The sequence below is a fragment of the Mycobacterium sp. 852002-50816_SCH5313054-b genome, assembly GCF_001667185.1.
Taxonomy (GTDB): domain Bacteria; phylum Actinomycetota; class Actinomycetes; order Mycobacteriales; family Mycobacteriaceae; genus Mycobacterium.
Map to the genome: position 1 here is coordinate 1 of NZ_LZIC01000023.1, position 16,428 is coordinate 16,428.

A 16,428-nucleotide genomic window follows, 5' to 3' on the forward strand; every position below is an offset into this window, starting at 1 on the left:
GAAAACACCCCCAGCCAACAACTGAGGGTGTTCACTATGTCGCGAGACATCTGTCCTCGATGTCTCGCGACATCACATGGTGGAGCTAAGGGGACTCGAACCCCTGACGGTGCCCTGACCTACTCGAGGAAGACCTGGACGATGCGGCCAGCGACCTAGATGTGGCGATTCAACCGGCTACTGCCGGAGGAAGTTGTGAGGCAAGGCCTCATTCGGGCGGTGCACCAGGATCTGGCGCGTCACCGAAGTGATCGGCATCCAACGCCGTCGCGTAATACAGCGAGGATATCGACGCGATCATAGAAACCTTCGAGTAATCGGCATCAGTCGGCTCCTCCGGCAACACCTGTACCAGCTTGACCGCCATGTCGGCATACTTTTGGGCGGCGTCACGCCATTCGCGAATTCGTTCCGGATCAACAGCCATGCTTTTCAACCCTCCTACGTAACCGCTGCGTACCGGGCTTCGCAGACGGTGACGCAGCTCATTGTTAGACCCCCACTTACCTCGGCACTCAATGTGGTGGAGCTAAGGGGATTCGAACCCCTGACCTACTCGATGCGAACGAGTCGCGCTACCAACTGCGCCATAGCCCCTGACCGCTAGCAGGCTACCAGCCGTCCCGCCAACCGACGACTTGCCGGCGCTACTCGCCGACCGCGCGCGGCAGGTCCCTGGGCCAACCGTAGTTCCGCATCGGCATCGCGTACTCGAGGTGCTCGAAGATGGGGTCCTCGTCGTCGATCTCCAGCACCACCGCACCCGGGCGCCGCAGCCGCGAGGGCACCACGTCGTAATCGCGGTCGTAGGCGTTCTCCACGCCGAGCCGCGCGCGGGCCATCCGCTGCGTCCGGCGGCGGCGCACCCTCTCTTCGATGCGGGTCTGCCTGCGCAGGTAGGCCAGGTACAGCAGGGTCACCGCGGTCGCGGTCCCGCACACCCACCAGGCCGTCGGTGACACCTCGAAGGCGGCCGTGGCCGAGCCGATCAGGAAGACGGCCATCACCATCAGCACCCGCTTGCGGAAGGCGTACTTGCGGGCGCTGACCGCGGCCGCGGTCTTCGGGTCGAACCGCCGCCGCCGGGAGGCGCCCGGTGCGACGAACGCGCGGGGATCCTCGTCCTCCTCGCGGTCCGCCTCGGGCTCCAAACCCGAAGAGTCCTCGACGTATTCGTAGCGGTCCTGTAGGTCCGCGTCTTCGTCGTCGGCCTCGGCATGCTCGGCGACGGTCTGGGGCTCGGTCTCGACGGCGGCCTCATCCTCGTCGGGCTCGGCCAGCTCGGAGACGGCCCCGGCCGGTAGGGCACCGGAATCCTCGATGACGTCGACGTCGAGGTAGTCGGGCTCGGTCTGTTCGACGGCTGCGACCTTCACGACGACGGGGCGCGCCGGCTGCAGATTTTCGGTGTCCTCCTCCTCCTCGCGCTCTTCGTATTCATCCTGGTCACCCTCGGCCGCGTCCTCCTCCGGCTTCCAGTGCGGGTCGCTGCGATGGCCGGCGGCGGGCCCACCGCGCTTGAGCAGCCGGGACCCGGCGCCGTTGAGCACCCGCGTCGCCAGCGCCACGTCGCTGGTGCGACGCACCGCGTCGCGTTTGCTGATGAGCATCGGGACCAGCACAAACAGCCACAGCACCACGAGCGAGATCCACAACAGCGACTGCGGGATGCTTGGCATGATGACGTGCTCCTCACTGGCCCTGACCCCCGCGAGGCTCATCGGTGGCCAGCGCGGTCGGTGCAGGGTGACCAGCACAATTACACACCTGTAATTTGTCTCTCACAAGCACCAAGTGTCACTCGTGTCGCGCTAGCCACAGTTGGTGGCGGGGTGCCGTCCGGCGGCTGCGCTCAGGCCCAGCTCGCGTGGCCGGCGCGGACCAGGGTCGAGGCCACCGATCCCTGCACTTCCTCGACCGTGATGGCCATCAGCAGGTGGTCGCGCCAGGCCCGGTCGACCTCGAGGTACCGGCGCAGCAGGCCCTCCTCCCGGAATCCGACCTTTGCCAGTACGGCGCGGCTCGCGGCGTTCTCCGGGCGCACGGTGGCCTCCACGCGATGCAGCATGACCGGGCCGAAGCAGTGATCGAGGCCGAGAGCCAGCGCGGCCGTCGCGACCCCGCCGCCGGTGGCCGACCGGGGCACCCAGTAGCCGATCCACGCCGAGCGCAGCGCGCCGTGGATGACGTTGCCGATGGTCAGCTGGCCGCAGAACCTCCTGTCGAGCTCGATGACGTAGGGCAGCATGCGGCCCTTGCGGGCCTCCGCGCGCAGGCCCGAACACAACGCGGGCCACGCGGCGACCGTGTGCCGGATCGTCCAATCACCGTCGGTGCTGGGTTCCCACGGCTCGAGATGCGCGCGATCGGCCAACCGAATGCGGCTCCATTGCGCGGCGTCGCGCATCCGCACCGCCCGCAGCCGGACGACCCCGGCGGGGACCCGCAGCGGCCCCACGTCCGACGGCCATCCCGGATGACGGGCATTGCTGCGCAACAGGTTCACGAGCATGTGCAGTCGTCTCGCCTAGCCGCGCTGGGCCAGGAAGGCGACGTCGACGATCTCGCCCGTGCGAATCTGCTCGGCCCCGCTGGGCACCACCACCAGGCAGTTCGCCTCGGCGAGGGTGGCCAGCAGGTGCGACGACGCCCCCGGGGCTCCGCCCAGCGCCTGCACCAGGTACTCACCGGTGTCCTGATCGCGCATCAGCTGACCGCGCAGGTAGCCCTTGCGCCCGGCGACGGACGTGATCGGCGACAGGGCGCGGGCCTGCACCATCCTCCGCATCGGCTGCCGCTTGCCCAGCGAAAGCCGGATCAGCGGCCGGACCATCACCTCGAACACCACCAGCGCGCTGACCGGGTTGGCCGGCAGCAGAAACGTCGGGACGCCCTCGCGCCCGAGCTGCCCAAAGCCCTGGACGGACCCCGGATGCATGCCGACCCGGACGACCTCCATCTCGCCGAGCTCGGACAGCACCAACCGCACCGCCTCGGCGGCCGCGCCGCCGACCGCGCCGGCGATCACCACCACCTCGGCGCGGTTGATCTGGCCCTCGACGACCTCGCGCAGCTCCTGGGGGTTGTTGGGCACGATGCCGATGCGGTTGACCTCCGCGCCGGCGTCGCGGCCCGCCGCCGCCAACGCATAGGAGTTGACGTCGTAGACCTGCCCGTTTCCGGGGGTGCGGGAGATGTCGACCAGCTCGCCGCCCACGGCCATCACCGACAACCGCGGCCGCGGATGCACCAACACCCGTTCCCGGCCGACCGCGGCCAGCAGGCCAACCTGCGCGGGGCCGATGATCGTCCCGGCCCGCACGGCGACGTCGCCGGGCTGGACGTCGTCGCCGGCGCGGCGCACGTAGGCGCCCGACGGCGCCCCGCGCAGGATCCGCACTTGCGATCTCCCGCCGTCGGTCCAGCGCACCGGCAGGACGGCGTCGGCCAGGGTGGGCAGTGGGGCGCCGGTCTGCACTCGGACGGCCTGCCGCGGCTGCAGCCGGCTCGGTGTGCGCGAACCGGCCTCGATGGTCCCCATCACCGGCAGGAGCAGACCGTCGCGCGTGTCCTCGTCCCCTCCCAATTCGTCGGACGGCTCGCCGAGGCTTTCGGCGCCGACCTCACCGATGCCCAGTACGTCGACGCTGCGCACCGCGTAGCCGTCGATGGCGGCCTGATCGAAGCCGGGCATGGGCCGCTCGGTGACCACTTCCTCGGCACACATCAATCCCTGAGCCTCGGCGATGGCCGCCCGTATCGGTCGCGGGGCCACCGCGGCTGCCGTTATCCGGGCCTGCTGCTCCTCCACAGAACGCACAGCGTGCCTCTCTGCCGTCGAGACCTTTCGGCCCGCCTTGTCCCGCCGGCCCGGCGTTGTCGCCCGGCTAGTTCTCGGTCAGGCCCAGTCGCGCCACCAACCATCGCCGCAAATCCGGGCCATAGTCGTCACGATCCAATGCAAAGTCAACCGCAGCCTTGAGGTAGCCGCCGGGATTTCCCAAGTCGTGTCGAGATCCGCGATGCACGACGACATGTACCGGGTGGCCCTCTTTGATCAGTAACGCGATGCCGTCGGTGAGCTGCACTTCGCCGCCGGCCCCCCGGTCGATGCGGCGCAGCGCGTCGAAGATGGCGCGGTCGAGCACGTAGCGGCCGGCCGCCGCATACAGCGACGGGGCGTCTTCGGCCTTGGGCTTTTCGACCATGCCGTTGACCTTCAGCACGTCGGGATTGTCATCGCCGGGGACCGGCTCGACGTCGAAAACGCCGTAGGCGCTGATCTCTTCGGGTGTCACCTCGATGGCACACAGCACCGTGCCACCGTGGTCGGCCCGCACCTTGGCCATCGTCTCCAAGACGCCCGTCGGCAACACCAGGTCGTCGGGCAGCAGCACCATCACGGCGTCCTCGTCGGCGGCCAGCGTGGGCTCGACGCAGCTGATGGCGTGGCCCAGCCCGAGCGGTTCGGCCTGCACGACGGACTCGACCTTGATCAGCTGCGGCGCGCGGCGCACCTTGTCGAGCATCGCCTTCTTGCCCCGGGCTTCGAGCGTGCCCTCCAGCACCAGGTCCTCGACGAAATGCGCAACGACCCCGTCCTTGCCCGCGGACGTGATGATCACCAGACGTTCCGCGCCGGCGTCGGCGGCCTCCGCGGCGACCAGCTCGATGCCCGGCGTGTCGACGACAGGCAGCAGCTCCTTGGGCACCGTCTTGGTCGCGGGCAGGAAACGCGTGCCCAGGCCGGCCGCGGGAACGATCGCCGTAAAGGGGACCGGAATTTCTGGGCGTGACATCGTTCAAACGATAACCCTCGTTAGGTGCGCCGACGCCGTCTGGCGGCGCCAAATCCGGGCCTGTCATGGTTGAGGGCGTGGAAACCGCAAGCAAGGACGCGTTGCGCCAGCAGCTGGTGGCGGCGCGGCGTTGCGTTCCCGAGGACGTTCGCGGCGCGGAGGCGCGCCTGCTCAGCGGCCATCTCGAACCGGTGATCACCGGAGCGGTCACGGTCTGCGCCTACGTGCCGGTGGGCACCGAACCCGGTTCGACCGGGCTGCTGGACATGTTGCTGCGCCGGTCCGCACGGGTGCTGCTGCCGGTCGCACGCACCACGGCCGAGGACAAGCCCCTGCCGCTGCGCTGGGGCGAATACCGGCCGGGCGGACTCGTCCCGGGGCCGTGGGGGCTGTTCGAGCCGACCGAGCCGCTGCTGCCGGAGACGGCCCTGGCCGAGGCTGGTCTGGTGCTGGTGCCCGCGCTGGCCGTCGACCGCCGGGGCGTGCGGCTGGGACGGGGGCGCGGGTTCTATGACCGCTCGCTGGGTGGGCGCAACCCGCACGCGCGCCTCGTCGCAGTGGTGCGCGACGCGGAGTTCGTGGCCAAGCTGCCCGCCGAACCGCACGACGTGCCGATGACGCACGCGCTCACGCCCAACCGGGGCCTGATCGCGCTTGGCAGCCGGGAATGATCGCGATCACGTGGCGGTTCTAGCACTTGACACGGTAGAGTGCTAATGCAGCCCGAGACGATTCGGAGGTTTTTGTGCCGACTTACAGCTACGCGTGCACCGAGTGCGGCGACCGCTTCGACGCTGTCCAGGCCTTCACCGACGACGCGCTGACCACATGCGAGAAGTGCTCCGGCCGGCTGCGCAAGTTGTTCAATTCCGTTGGCGTCGTGTTCAAGGGCAGCGGCTTTTACCGCACCGACAGCCGCGCGGACGGCAAGAAGTCGAAGAGCTCGACCAACGGATCGTCCGTTGACGCGGGTTCGAGCTCGGGGTCGAGCGAAAAGACCGGTTCCAGCGACAAGGGCGCGTCCGGCGACAAGAGCGGCTCGAGCGACAAGTCGACCAGCAGTGCGACGCCGGCCACCGCGGCCGCCTCAAGCTAAGCGGTTATCCACAACGCAATTCCTGACCGGCACCCCCGGCATCCCGTCGCGCCTACCGTTGCGGCGTGAACGAATCTTCGCTGAATCCAAGCCTGTTCAGGCGGATCTCGGTGTCGTTGCGGCCCGATTGGACTCGCACGGTGCTGGCCCGGCGAGTGGCCGCGGGCGGGCTCGTCGTGCTGGCCGGCGTCGCGACGCTGCGGTCAGACCCCGACGGCGATGACGCCGAGGTGGTGGTGGCAGCGCGCGACCTGCACCCGGGTGCGGCGCTGACCGCAGCTGACGTGCGGCTTGAAAAGCGTTCGGTCACAACGATTCCCGACGGTTCACAGCGGGACGTGGTCACGGTCGTCGGGTCGATGCTGGCCAGCCCCACCAGGCGCGGCGAGGTGCTCACCGATGTCCGGCTACTCGGGAGCCGGTTGGCCGAGTTGACGGCCGGGCCCGGCGCCCGCATCGTGCCCCTGCACCTGGCGGACGGCGCCCTGATTGACCTGATTCGGGTCGGGGATGTGGTGGACGTGCTGGCCGCTCCCGCTACCGATGCGCCGGCGGCGGGGAGCCCGGCCGTGACCAAAGTGGTAGCAACCGACGCCGTTGTCGTGCTTGTTTCGGCCAAACAGAAGGTCCAGGCTGCCGATAGCGACCGCGTAGTGTTGGTTGCGCTGCCGGCTCGCGTGGCGAACACGGTGGCAGGCTCGGCGCTGGGCCAGATGGTAACCCTGACCCTGCACTGAGTGCCTGGCCGCTGTGGGGCACGTGATCGATAGCAAACGTTGTCCAGTCCAGAAAGGACCTCCGCATGCTCAAAGGGTTCAAGGAGTTTCTCGCGAGGGGCAATATCGTCGACCTGGCCGTCGCGGTGGTCATCGGTACTGCCTTCACCGCGTTGGTCACCAAGTTCACCGACAGCATCATCTCGCCGCTGATCAACCGCATCGGCGTCAAGCAGCAATCCGATGTCGGCGTCTTGAAGATCAGCATCGGCGGCGGCCAGACCATCGACCTGAACATCCTGCTGTCGGCCGCGATCAACTTCGTCCTGATCGCCGCCGTCGTGTACTTCTTCGTCGTGCTCCCCTACAACACGCTGCGCAAGCGGGGTGAGGTCGAGCAGGCGGACGACGCCCAGGTCGTCCTGCTGACCGAAATCCGCGACCTGCTGGCCCAAAACACCGATGGCGACTTGTCCGGCAGGCACGGCGGCACGGCGGCCACGAAACCCCCGCCGGCCCACGGACCCCGCGCGGACGCCGAAGCGCAGTGAGGCGCGCTTAGATCTCCAGGCTCGACAACTGGCCGATGATCTGCGCGGCAAGAGGATTCAGCGTCGCCATCCCGTCGCGCACCGCGTAACGGGAACCGGCGAGGTTGACCACCAGCGTGCTGCCCGACACCCCGGCCAGACCGCGCGACAACCCGGCATCGATGATGCCCGCGGACAGCCCCGAGGCACGGATGGCCTCGGCGATGCCCAGGATTTCCCGATCCAGGATCTCCCGGGTGGCCTCCGGCGTCACGTCGCGTGGGGTGACGCCCGTCCCGCCGACCGAGACCACCAGGTCCACCCCGCCGATCACTGCGGTGTTGAGCGCGTTGCGGATCTCGACCTCGTCGGCCGCGACCGCCACCACGCCGTCGACCACGAACCCCGCCTCGGTCAACAGCTCGGTGACCAGCGGCCCACTGTGGTCCTCGTCGCCATGCGCGGTGCGATCGTCGACCACCACCACCAGTGCTCGGCCGACTACCAACTCCGCACCCGTTTCCATGGGTGCAACGGTATAACCGAGGTCCGACAAACCCGCCGCCGAGGGCTCTTCGACTCTCCTCACTGATCCGCCTTACCGAGGGTGACCTGGACGGTGCGGCTGCCACCGCCGGGATCCTGGAACGTCAGCGACACCTTGTCACCGGGCGCCTTCGAGCGGACCGCGGCGACCAGCGCGTCGGCGCTGTTGATCGGGCGGTCGTCGACCTTGGTGACGACGACCCCCTTGGGCACTCCGGCGCTCGCCGCCGCCCCGTTCGCCACGACGTCGACGACCTTGGCGCCCGGGGTGCCCTTGTCGCTGGTCACCTGCACGCCGAGCGAGGCGTGCGTCGCCTTGCCGGTGGCAATCAGCTCGTCGGCGATGCGCTTGGCCTGGTCGACGGGAATCGCGAAGCCGAGGCCGATCGAGCCGCTCTGCGCGTCCGGCGAATCGGCGCCCAGGGTGGCGATCGCGGAGTTGACGCCCACCAGCTGGCCGCTCATGTTGACCAGCGCGCCACCGGAGTTGCCCGGGTTGATCGCGGCATCGGTCTGAATCGCGTCCAGCACGGTGTTCTGGTTCCCCGACTCGCCGGTGGTGGACACCGGCCGGTTCATCGCGCTGATGATTCCAGTGGTCACCGTGCCGGACAGGCCCAGGGGCGACCCGATCGCCACCACCGGCTGGCCGACCCGCAGATCCGCCGAGGAGCCCAGGCTGATGGGGTTCAGGCCGGACACGCCCTGCACGCGGATCACGGCGATGTCGCTGGTGGGGTCAGCACCGACCACCGTGAACGGCGCGGTACGGCCGTCGGAGAAGGTGACCGTCGTCTTCGGCGGCGGACCAGCGGGTCCGGGCCCACCCGGGCCGCCGGGGCCACCCGGGCCGCCGGGGCCACCCGGGCCGCCGGGCTTGGCCGCGGCCGCGACCACGTGGTTGTTGGTCAGGATCAGCCCGTCGGTCGACAGGACGATGCCGGAGCCCTCTTCCGACTGGCGGCCCAGGTCGGTCTCCAACATGACCACGCTGGGCACCACCTTGGCGGCCACCTGTTCCACCGTGCCCGGCGGCATGTTCGCGGCCGGGACGCCGGGAGCGGCACCCGGGATTATTCCGTGGCCGTTGCTGCTCGCGGAGTGGGTGCCGAGCTCGACGGCCGTTGCCGCGGCGCCGCCGATGCCGGCCGACACGACCGCGATGGCCAGCGCGCCGGCCACCAACAGCCCTGCGCGGGAACGCTTCTGGGGCCCCGGAGGCATCGGCGGCAGCATGTGGATGGGGCCCGTCCCGGTGCCGCCGGGTATCGGACCCGGGCCGGTGCCGCCGGGTATCCGGCCCGGCCCGCTGCCACTGAACGGCTCGTAGGGCTCGTAGGGCCGCCGGTACGGGGTCGTCTGCGTGGGCTGCGACGGCTGGGCCGGCTGCTGATAGCGCCAGTCGTACTGCGGGTTGTACGGCTGCTGGCGCCCCTGCGCATAGGCGGGGGGCACAGGCTGATTAGGCCCGGTACGGTATCCCGGCTGCTGCGGCGGTGGCGAATACCTCGGGTCATTCGTCATGTCGCTACGTCGCTCTTCCTATATTCCAGATTTTTGGGCTCGACTTCGCTCGAGTCCAACACTAGCTGCAGACCTACCTTGCCCGCGCGGACTGAGAGTCCACTGAGATAACGTTCGCCGAATCCCGAGAGTTCGCCGCGGGGTCCGCCACGGGCACGTAAGGGTCGGTTTCGGTGTCCGTCGTCAGGACCTCGGTGTCGGCCACGCCCCTCGGGGCCGGTATCCGGCGGCCGGGAAGCAGCACATAGATGGAGGTGCCCGGCGGTTGGCCCCCGGGCACGGTGTCCTCGACCCGTAGCAGCCCACCGTGGTTGAGCACCACCTTTTTGACGATCGCCAACCCAAGCCCCGAACCGGGCATCGCCCGCGCCGTCGTCGACCGGTAGAAGCGCTCGAAAACCAGGCGGCGCTCGTGCAGCGGGATGCCGGGCCCATGGTCGGACACCACCAGCTCGGCGTGCGTGGAGTCCAGTTGCCTCATCGTGATCCCGACCCGCGCGCCCGGCGGACTCCACTTGGCCGCGTTGTCCATCAGGTTCAGCACCGCTCGCGAGAGCCCGGCCGCGTCACCGTAGACCTGCCATCCGATCGCGTCGACGTCGAAGTGAATGTCGTTGCGCCGCCGCCGTACTCGCTCCAGGCTCCGATCGATCACCTCGGACATGTCCACCGTCTCGTGCACGACCTGACCGGCGTCGTCGCGGGTCAGGTCCACCAAATCGCCGACCAGCGTGGACAGTTCCTCGATTTGCGCCAGCACGTCGGCACGCAGGTCCACCATCTCCTGTTCGGGCAGCCGCGGCGCCCCGGGCTCCATCGAGGCCATCAAGAGTTCGACGTTGGTGCGCAGCGACGTCAGCGGCGTGCGCAGTTCGTGCCCGGCGTCGGTGACCAGCCGCGCCTGCCGCTCCCGGGACTCGGCCAACGCCCGCAGCATCAAGTTGAAAGCCTCGGTGAGCCTTGCCAATTCGTCGCTGCCGAACACCGGGATGGGGCGCAGGTCGTCGGTGCGCGCCACCCGCTCGGCGGCCTGGGTCAGGCGGGCCACCGGCCGCAACCCCGCCCGGGTGACCATTCCGCCGGCCACCGCGGCGACCGCGACGCCGACGCCGCCGACGATGAGCAGCACCCAGCGCAGCTTGGTCATCACCGCCTCGGTGGGCTTGAGGCTCTTGGAGATCAGCAATGAACTGCCGTTGGGCAGGTGGATCGCCAGTATTCGTTGATCCGACGCGGTGCGACGCGACATGAACAAATCGCCGCTGATGACGGCCTTCTCGGTGGCGCCGACGGGCAGGCTCTGGCCCGGCTGGTTGGCGCTGTAGATGGAGTGGCCCGGGTTCACCAGCATGGCGTTGACGTCCGAGTACGCGGTGCCCTCGATGGCCTTTCCCGGGTCGGCGGCCAGCGAACCGCTGGCGATCAGCAGCTGCGCCCGGCTCTGCAACTGGTTGTCGATATCGCTGTAGAGCGCGGCCGAAATCACCGCGTAGACAGCGAAGGACATCAACACGACGACCATCGCCACCATCGACATCGCCAGCAGCATCACCCGCCATCGCAGGGACAGCGAGCTGGTGGCTCGCAGCGGTGCGCGCCGGTGCCGATGCAACCGGATCATCAGGGCGGGGTCTCCCGAAGGACGTATCCCACCCCGCGCACCGTGTGGATCAGTCGGAGCTCACCCTCGGCTTCGGTCTTGCGACGCAGATAGCCGACGTAGACCTCCAGCGCGTTGCCCGAGGTGGGAAAGTCGAATCCCCACACCTCCTCGAGAATGCGGCTGCGGGTCAGCACCCGGCGCGGGTTGGCGATCAGCATTTCCAGCAGCGCGAACTCGGTGCGGGTCAGGCTGATCCGGCGTTGTCCGCGGGTGACTTCGCGTGTCACCGGGTCCAGGCTCAGGTCGGAGAAACTCATGGCCACCGAGTCGGCGTCGTCGTCGGGCTTGGTGCGCCGCAGCAGCGCCCGCATCCGCGCCAGCAGCTCTTCGAGGGCGAACGGCTTCGGCAGGTAGTCGTCGGCGCCGGCGTCCAGGCCGGCGACCCGCTCCGAAACCGAATCGCGGGCGGTGAGCACCAGGATCGGCAGGTCGTCGCCCGTGCTGCGCAGCTGGCGGCACACCTCGAGGCCGTCCAGGCGCGGCATCATCACATCCAGCACGAGGGCGTCGGGCCGGTCGCTGGCGATCATCTCCAGGGCCTCGAGCCCGTCATGGGCCAGCTCGACCGAGTACCCGTTGAAGGAAAGCGAGCGGCGCAGTGACTCGCGCACCGCGCGATCGTCGTCGACGACAAGTATGCGCACGGCCATTAGTTTCGTCCCAGCGCCTGAGAGCCGCCTGAGAGGCGCGCCGCGTATTTGCCGAGATTAACGCTTGTCGAGATCGATGAGACCCAGCCGCGCGGCCTTGAGCAGCCTGCGGGGCACCTTGTGCTTCTGGCCTGCCACCGTCACGCCGACGAGCTCGGTCTTCGTGGCCTTCCACTGCGCGCGACGGCTTCGGGTGTTCGCGCGCGACATCCTGCGCTTGGGTACGGCCATGGTCGGGCCTAACTCCTCGGGTCGGGGGATATGCCGCGCGGCGTGCCGGTCGGGCCGAACGTGCGACGATTGCCTATCAGGATAGTGGGTGACCTGCTCGCCGCCAAAATGACGGCGCACTGGCCGGGCGGACGTCCTTGACGCGCCACCGGCGCGACCCGCTAACCTACCGGTTGGTTGGTTGGTTTGCGCGCACCGGTGAATCGCAGATTGGAGGACTGCATGGCCTCTGCTCCTGGTCGCGACGCCGTCCGGATCGCGAACTGTTCCGGGTTCTACGGCGACCGGCTCTCGGCGATGCGCGAGATGCTGACCGGCGGGGACGTCGACTACCTCACCGGGGACTACCTGGCCGAACTCACCATGCTGATCCTCGGCCGCGACCGGATGAAGCACCCCGAGCGCGGCTATGCCAAGACCTTCCTGACCCAACTCGAGGACTGCCTGGGCGAAGCCCACGACCGTGGCGTGCGCATCGTCGCCAACGCCGGCGGCCTCAACCCGGCCGGGTTGGCCGACGCGATCCGCGCGCTGGCCGAGCGCCTGGGCGTCCCCGCCCGCGTCGCGCACGTGGAGGGTGACGACCTGCAGCCGCGGGCGGCCGAGCTGGGGCTGGGCGCGCCGCTCGCCGCGAACGCCTACCTGGGCGCGTGGGGCATCGTCGAGTGCCTGGGCGGCGGCGCCGACGTCGTCGTCACCGGACGGGTCACCGACGCCTCGGTGATCGTCGGGGCGGCGGCGGCGCACTTCGGCTGGGGTCCGACCGACTACGACCAGCTTGCGGGTGCCGTGGTCGCCGGCCACGTCATCGAATGCGGCGTCCAGGCCACCGGCGGCAACTATTCCTTCTTCACCGAGGTGGCCGACCTGACCCACGCCGGTTTCCCCCTGGCCGAGGTCTTCGCCGACGGCTCGTCGGTGATCACCAAGCATCCCGGCACCGGCGGCCTGGTCAGCGTCGACACCGTCACCGCGCAGCTGCTCTATGAGATCACCGGCGCGCGCTACGCCAACCCCGACGTGACCGCCCGGATGGACACCATCGCGCTGTCCCCCGACGGCCCCGACCGGGTGCGCATCAGCGGCGTGCGCGGCGAACCGCCCCCGCCCACGTACAAGGTGTCGCTCAACAGCATCGGCGGGTTCCGCAACGCCATGACGTTCGTGCTCACCGGCCTGGACATCGAGGCCAAGGCCGACTTGGTGCGCCGCCAGCTGGAGGCCGCGTTGACGGTGAAGCCCGCGGAGCTGCAGTGGGCGCTGGCCCGCACCGACCACACCGACGCCGACACCGAGGAAGCCGCCAGCGCGTCGCTGCACTGCGTGGTCCGCGACCCCGATCCCGCCAATGTGGGGCGCCAGTTCTCCTCCGCGGCAGTCGAATTGGCGCTGGCCAGCTACCCCGGCTTTCACGTGACCGCCCCGCCCGGTGACGGCCAGGTGTACGGGGTGTTCACCGCCGGCTACGTCGACGCCGCGAAAGTGCCGCACGTCGCCGTGCACGCCGACGGGACCGGGACCTACATCCCTTGCGCCACCCAGACTTTGGAGCTGGCACCCGCCGATCCCCCGCCGCTGCCCGAGCCGTTGCCGGCCGGCCCGACGCGCAGGGTGCCGCTGGGACGCATCGCCGGGGCCCGCAGCGGCGACAAAGGCGGGGCGGCCAACGTCGGGGTCTGGGTGCGCGGCGACGACCAGTGGCGCTGGCTGGCCAACACGTTGACCGTCGAGCTGTTCACCGAACTGCTGCCCGAGGCGGCCGACTTCGACGTCACCCGCCACCTGCTGCCCAATCTGCGCGCGGTGAACTTCGTCGTCGACGGCATCCTCGGCCAGGGCGTCGCCTATCAAGCGCGGTTCGATCCCCAGGCCAAGGGGCTGGGCGAATGGCTGCGCGGCCGCCACGTCGACATCCCGGAGAGCCTGTTGTGAATATCTGGACCACGCCCGAGCGCGAACAGCTGCGAAAGACGGTGCGCTCCTTCACCGAACGCGAGATCCTGCCCCATGCCAACGAGTGGGAACGCACCGGCGAGCTGCCGCGCGACCTGCACCGCCGCGCCGGCGCGGCCGGGCTGTTGGGCGCGAGCTTTCCCGAATCGGTCGGCGGCGGCGGCGGCGACGGCGCCGACGCCGTGGTCATCTGCGAGGAGGTGCACCAATCCGGCGCCCCCGGAGGCGTCTTCGCATCGCTGTTCACCTCCGGCATCGCGGTGCCGCACATGGCCGCCTCCGGCGACGCCCGGCTGATCGACGAGTTCGTGCGGCCGACGCTGGCCGGCGAGAAGATCGGCGCGCTGGCCATCACCGAGCCCGGCGGCGGTTCCGACGTCGGGCACCTGCGCACCGCGGCGGTGCGGGACGGCGACCACTACGTCGTCAACGGCGCCAAGACCTACATCACCTCCGGAGTGCGCGCCGACTACGTCGTGACCGCGGTGCGCACCGGCGGCCCGGGCGCCGCCGGGGTTTCGCTGCTGGCGATCGAGAAGGGCACGCCCGGATTCGAGGTCACCCGCAAGCTGGACAAGATGGGCTGGCGATCCTCGGACACCGCGGAGCTGTCCTTCACCGACGCGCGGGTGCCGGCCGCCAATCTCGTCGGTGCCGAGAACAGTGGGTTCCTCCAGATCGCGCAGGCCTTCGTCGCGGAGCGGATCGGCCTTGCCGCGCAGGCCTATTCGAGCGCGCAGCGCTGCCTGGACATCACGCTGGTCTGGTGTCGCGATCGGGAGACGTTCGGGCGACCGCTGATCTCGCGCCAGTCGGTGCAGAACACGCTGGCCGAGATGGCCCGGCGCATCGACGTCGCCCGGGTCTACTCCCGCAACGTGGTCGAGCGCCAGCTCGCCGGCGAGACCAACCTCATCGCTCAGGTGTGTTTCGCCAAGAACACCGCCGTCGAGGCCGGGGAATGGGTGGCCAACCAGGCCGTCCAGCTCTTCGGCGGCATGGGCTACATGGCCGAATCCGAAGTCGAACGCCAATACCGCGACATGCGGATCCTGGGCATCGGCGGGGGCACCACCGAGATCCTGACCGCACTCGCCGCCAAGACGCTGGGATTCCAATCGTGACGACACTGCAGTCCACGCTCGACCCGAACTCCACGGCCTACACCGACGCGGCGTCGACGGCGGCCGCGCGGCTCGACGAGATCGACGCCGAACTCACCAAAGCGCTTGCGGGCGGCGGGCCCAAGTACGTCGAGCGCCACCACGCCCGCGGCAAGCTGACCGCGCGGGAACGCATCGAGCTGCTCGTCGACCCCGACTCGCCGTTCCTGGAGCTCAGCCCGCTGGCCGCCTACGGCAGCGCGTTTACCGTCGGCGCCAGCACGGTCACCGGGATCGGCGTGGTGTCGGGTGTGGAATGCCTGATCGTCGCCAACGACCCGACGGTCAAGGGCGGCACCAGCAACCCGTGGACCCTCAAAAAGATCCTGCGGGCCAACCAGATCGCCTTCGAAAACCGGCTGCCCGTCGTCTCGCTGGTGGAATCCGGTGGGGCGGACCTGCCCACCCAGAAGGAGATCTTCATCCCCGGCGGGCAGATGTTCCGCGACCTGACCCGCCTGTCGGCGGCCGGGATTCCCACCATTGCACTGGTTTTCGGCAACTCCACCGCGGGTGGCGCCTACATCCCCGGCATGTCCGACCACGTCGTGATGATCAAGGAACGTTCGAAGGTGTTCCTCGCCGGCCCCCCGCTGGTGAAGATGGCCACCGGCGAGGAATCCGACGACGAGTCGCTGGGCGGTGCCGAAATGCACGCCCGCATCTCGGGTTTGGCCGACTACTTCGCCGCCGACGAGCTCGACGCCATCCGGATCGGACGCCGCATCGTGGCCCGGCTGAACTGGGTGAAGCAGGGACCGGCCCCTGGGCCCGTGACCGGGCCGCTGTTCGACGCCGAGGAGCTCATCGGCATCGTGCCGGCGGATCTGCGTGTCCCGTTCGACCCGCGCGAGGTGATCGCCCGCATCGTGGACAGTTCCGAATTCGACGAATTCAAGGCCATGTACGGCTCGTCGCTGGTCACCGGCTGGGCCCGGCTGCACGGCTACCCCGTGGGCATCCTCGCCAACGCGCGCGGCGTGCTGTTCAGCGAGGAGTCGCAGAAGGCCACCCAGTTCATTCAGCTGGCCAACCGCTCGAACACGCCATTGTTGTTCCTGCACAACACCACCGGCTACATGGTGGGCAAGGACTACGAAGAGGGCGGGATGATCAAGCACGGGTCGATGATGATCAACGCCGTGTCCAACTCGACGGTCCCGCACATCTCGCTGTTGATCGGCGCCTCCTACGGCGCCGGCCACTACGGCATGTGCGGCCGGGCCTACGACCCGAGGTTCCTGTTCGCCTGGCCCAGCGCCAAATCCGCGGTGATGGGCGGCGCCCAGCTCGCGGGCGTCTTGTCGATCGTGGCCCGCGCGGCCGCCGAGGCGCGCGGCCAGCAGGTCGACGAGGACGCCGACGCCGCGATGCGCGCGGCCGTCGAGGGGCAGATCGAAGCCGAGTCGCTGCCGCTGGTGTTGTCCGGGATGCTCTACGACGACGGGGTGATCGACCCGCGCGACACCCGCACGGTGCTGGGAATGTGTTTGTCCGCCATTGCCAATGGCCCGATCAAGGGGACGTCGAACTTCGGCGTCTTCCGGATGTGAGCCC

Annotated in this window: 17 protein-coding genes and 1 tRNA gene; 7 read left to right on the forward strand and 11 right to left on the reverse strand. The window is 69.3% G+C overall.

Annotated elements, in window-relative coordinates; all coding sequences use genetic code 11:
- Window positions 1-208: 208 nt before the first annotated feature.
- The 6 genes from A5787_RS03335 to A5787_RS03360 form a co-directional block, all read right to left on the reverse strand.
- A complete protein-coding gene (locus A5787_RS03335) occupies window positions 209-427 on the reverse strand; it encodes a hypothetical protein (protein ID WP_066961570.1) in 219 nt (72 codons plus the stop codon).
- A 94-nt stretch (window positions 428-521) separates the two neighbouring features.
- Window positions 522-597 (reverse strand) — tRNA-Ala (locus A5787_RS03340).
- 50 nt (window positions 598-647) lie between these two features.
- Entirely contained in the window at window positions 648-1,679 is a 1,032-nt protein-coding gene (gene glpR / locus A5787_RS03345; RefSeq protein ID WP_066961711.1) for a gephyrin-like molybdotransferase receptor GlpR, read from the reverse strand.
- Window positions 1,680-1,852: 173 nt separating this feature from the next.
- Complete coding sequence (locus tag A5787_RS03350; protein WP_066961714.1) at window positions 1,853-2,506, reverse strand: GNAT family N-acetyltransferase; 654 nt, start codon at window positions 2,504-2,506, stop codon at window positions 1,853-1,855.
- A gap of 21 nt (window positions 2,507-2,527) precedes the next feature.
- Entirely contained in the window at window positions 2,528-3,820 is a 1,293-nt protein-coding gene (glp, locus tag A5787_RS03355; RefSeq protein ID WP_066961572.1) for a gephyrin-like molybdotransferase Glp, read from the reverse strand.
- A 67-nt stretch (window positions 3,821-3,887) separates the two neighbouring features.
- Complete coding sequence (locus A5787_RS03360) at window positions 3,888-4,799, reverse strand: UTP--glucose-1-phosphate uridylyltransferase (RefSeq protein WP_066961575.1); 912 nt, start codon at window positions 4,797-4,799, stop codon at window positions 3,888-3,890.
- A 77-nt stretch (window positions 4,800-4,876) separates the two neighbouring features.
- Here A5787_RS03360 and A5787_RS03365 point away from each other — a divergent pair, with 77 nt between their 5' ends.
- From A5787_RS03365 to mscL, 4 genes are all read left to right on the forward strand, one after another.
- Window positions 4,877-5,470 carry a 5-formyltetrahydrofolate cyclo-ligase gene (locus A5787_RS03365; protein ID WP_066961716.1) on the forward strand — a complete coding sequence of 198 codons (594 nt, stop codon included), beginning with the start codon at window positions 4,877-4,879 and terminating at the stop codon, window positions 5,468-5,470.
- Window positions 5,471-5,544: 74 nt separating this feature from the next.
- Window positions 5,545-5,895, forward strand: a complete 351-nt coding sequence (locus A5787_RS03370) for an FmdB family zinc ribbon protein (protein WP_066961577.1) — start codon at window positions 5,545-5,547, stop codon at window positions 5,893-5,895.
- Between the two features lie 65 nt (window positions 5,896-5,960).
- Window positions 5,961-6,632 (forward strand): SAF domain-containing protein, encoded by a 672-nt coding sequence (locus tag A5787_RS03375; protein WP_066961580.1) that lies wholly within the window; start codon window positions 5,961-5,963, stop codon window positions 6,630-6,632.
- A gap of 65 nt (window positions 6,633-6,697) precedes the next feature.
- Window positions 6,698-7,162, forward strand: coding sequence for a large-conductance mechanosensitive channel protein MscL (mscL, locus tag A5787_RS03380; protein WP_066961584.1), 465 nt, complete (start codon window positions 6,698-6,700; stop codon window positions 7,160-7,162).
- Window positions 7,163-7,169: 7 nt separating this feature from the next.
- Here mscL and A5787_RS03385 read toward each other — a convergent pair whose 3' ends face one another.
- From A5787_RS03385 to rpmF, 5 genes are all read right to left on the reverse strand, one after another.
- Entirely contained in the window at window positions 7,170-7,667 is a 498-nt protein-coding gene (locus A5787_RS03385; RefSeq protein WP_066961590.1) for a molybdenum cofactor biosynthesis protein B, read from the reverse strand.
- A 59-nt stretch (window positions 7,668-7,726) separates the two neighbouring features.
- Window positions 7,727-9,211: a S1C family serine protease gene (locus A5787_RS03390; protein WP_066961593.1), complete on the reverse strand. Its 1,485-nt coding sequence runs from the start codon at window positions 9,209-9,211 to the stop codon at window positions 7,727-7,729.
- 73 nt (window positions 9,212-9,284) lie between these two features.
- Window positions 9,285-10,832 (reverse strand): HAMP domain-containing sensor histidine kinase, encoded by a 1,548-nt coding sequence (locus A5787_RS03395; protein ID WP_066961595.1) that lies wholly within the window; start codon window positions 10,830-10,832, stop codon window positions 9,285-9,287.
- Window positions 10,832-11,518 carry a two-component system response regulator MprA gene (mprA, locus tag A5787_RS03400; protein WP_082977049.1) on the reverse strand — a complete coding sequence of 229 codons (687 nt, stop codon included), beginning with the start codon at window positions 11,516-11,518 and terminating at the stop codon, window positions 10,832-10,834. Before mprA ends, A5787_RS03395 begins: the two co-directional genes overlap by 1 nt.
- Before the next feature lie 63 nt (window positions 11,519-11,581).
- A complete protein-coding gene (rpmF, locus tag A5787_RS03405) occupies window positions 11,582-11,755 on the reverse strand; it encodes a 50S ribosomal protein L32 (protein ID WP_066961599.1) in 174 nt (57 codons plus the stop codon).
- 222 nt (window positions 11,756-11,977) lie between these two features.
- Here rpmF and A5787_RS03410 point away from each other — a divergent pair, with 222 nt between their 5' ends.
- The 3 genes from A5787_RS03410 to A5787_RS03420 are packed head-to-tail and all read left to right on the forward strand — an operon-like array spanning window position 11,978 to window position 16,424.
- Window positions 11,978-13,687 carry an acyclic terpene utilization AtuA family protein gene (locus A5787_RS03410; RefSeq protein WP_066961602.1) on the forward strand — a complete coding sequence of 570 codons (1,710 nt, stop codon included), beginning with the start codon at window positions 11,978-11,980 and terminating at the stop codon, window positions 13,685-13,687.
- Complete coding sequence (locus A5787_RS03415; RefSeq protein ID WP_066961604.1) at window positions 13,684-14,832, forward strand: acyl-CoA dehydrogenase family protein; 1,149 nt, start codon at window positions 13,684-13,686, stop codon at window positions 14,830-14,832. The genes A5787_RS03410 and A5787_RS03415 overlap by 4 nt, the downstream gene beginning before the upstream one ends.
- The gene (locus tag A5787_RS03420; RefSeq protein WP_066961606.1) at window positions 14,829-16,424 is read left to right on the forward strand and encodes an acyl-CoA carboxylase subunit beta; all 1,596 of its coding nucleotides are present in this window, start codon (window positions 14,829-14,831) and stop codon (window positions 16,422-16,424) included. The genes A5787_RS03415 and A5787_RS03420 overlap by 4 nt, the downstream gene beginning before the upstream one ends.
- The last annotated feature ends 4 nt before the right edge of the window (window positions 16,425-16,428 follow it).